Source organism: Prevotella sp. CAG:592, from assembly GCF_000436015.1.
GTDB classification, from domain to species: Bacteria; Bacteroidota; Bacteroidia; order Bacteroidales; family Bacteroidaceae; genus Prevotella; species Prevotella pectinovora.
Genome location: NZ_FR892509.1, coordinates 1 through 1340 on the forward strand (window position 1 = coordinate 1; position 1340 = coordinate 1340).

The window sequence follows — 1340 nt, forward strand, 5'->3', positions numbered from 1 at the left end:
GTATTGGATGATAGTTGCGGATTTTAGGGAAATAATCAAAAAACCGCAACGTGTCAATTCGACGGCGTTGCGGTTTTTTTAGGAGGTATTGAATCGTTGATGTGCTAAAAATGTGAAGCTTTACACATTTTTGGTACTTGTTTTGTGCGAATCTACACATTTTCGACACATTGTTCGTATTTTTCAGTATGCAAGTTTATTGCCTGATTGTTAAACAATATTAATGTCTGTTCATAATCCTGTGTATCGTGCGTTAATAGAGTGACGGCAGGAGGAAACGGCGTCATGTATATATATAAATGTATGAGTATGGTTCAGAAAGAGTTTGAAGACATGGCAGCAGACCTGCGCCGGCGCATAGTGACGCTGGCGAGGGGATTCCGGCTCGATTCAGACTCGGCTGAGGATGTGGCTCAAGACACGATGCTCAAGCTATGGACCATCAGAGAGAAGATAGACGACAAACCGTCTGCCGCGGCGATGGCCACTACAATAGCCAGGCATCTGTCTATTTCACGATGTGTGTTGATGATACCGCCGACTCTCTCTATCGCTATGTCTACGGACTGGAATGGCAGAAACGCGGGAAGAACATCGAAGGCAAGGTGTATAAGCTTTACAGTATGAACCCCAAGAAGATGTCTGCCAAGCAGAAACGCTCCGCACAGAACCTCGACGGAGTGCTGAAGAATCTTGAAGACCTCTCAGACAAACTCGACAGCATTGACGACGACGACGATGATGATGACTCGTTCGACCTCGGCGATCTCTCGGTATTGTCAGGTCTGGGCGACTTGGGAAAACTGGCAAAGGCTTTTGGCGGGAAAATCGTTGATGGTACCGATACTATAGAGACGAAAGAAGGCAAGACCATCCTCAAGTCGAACAGGCAGCGGATAGTGATAGAGAAAGACGGTTCGATGACTATTGACGATGGTGAGGGAAACGTCATGAAAATAGGAGCCGACGGCAATGTAAAGGGAATGCAGCAGTCTGCTTCCAAACCTCTCGTGGGCAGCAACACCGATCCCATCCAGCAGTTCGGCAACCTTCGTGCCGCTTATCTCAATAATCTGAGAGACAATATCGACAACACCAACCTGCTGACCGGACTCGCAAATTCCATCCTCGACCTCTGCAAGCAGAAGGGATCGGTGATGACTATGGATGAGCGCGCATTGTGTATCGACGGTATGAAAGAGCTGCAGGAGCGTACTCCCGACAAATATATCAAGGGTATATTTAATGTGGCGACCAACAGTCTGAAGAAAATCTCCGGAACCGAGCTCCAGGGCAAATGATGATACTGACTCTCGAATTGGAAGAAGTCAGCCCCCCCC

Annotated in this window: 2 protein-coding genes; both read left to right on the forward strand. The window is 47.7% G+C overall.

All coding sequences use genetic code 11. The features are described from left to right. Positions 1 to 309 precede the first annotated feature (309 nt). On the forward strand, positions 310 to 627 hold the full coding sequence (locus QVO99_RS01660; RefSeq protein ID WP_022315851.1) for an RNA polymerase sigma factor: 318 nt from the start codon (positions 310 to 312) through the stop codon (positions 625 to 627). Beyond that, entirely contained in the window at positions 519 to 1301 is a 783-nt protein-coding gene (locus QVO99_RS01665) for a hypothetical protein (protein WP_288176865.1), read from the forward strand. Before QVO99_RS01660 ends, QVO99_RS01665 begins: the two co-directional genes overlap by 109 nt. Positions 1302 to 1340 lie beyond the last annotated feature (39 nt).

Coding starts and splice junctions, on each gene's coding strand:
- QVO99_RS01665 (WP_288176865.1), top strand. CDS start 519: ATGTGTGTTGATGATACCGCCGACTCTCTCTATCGCTATGTCTACGGA.
- QVO99_RS01660 (WP_022315851.1), top strand. CDS start 310: ATGGTTCAGAAAGAGTTTGAAGACATGGCAGCAGACCTGCGCCGGCGC.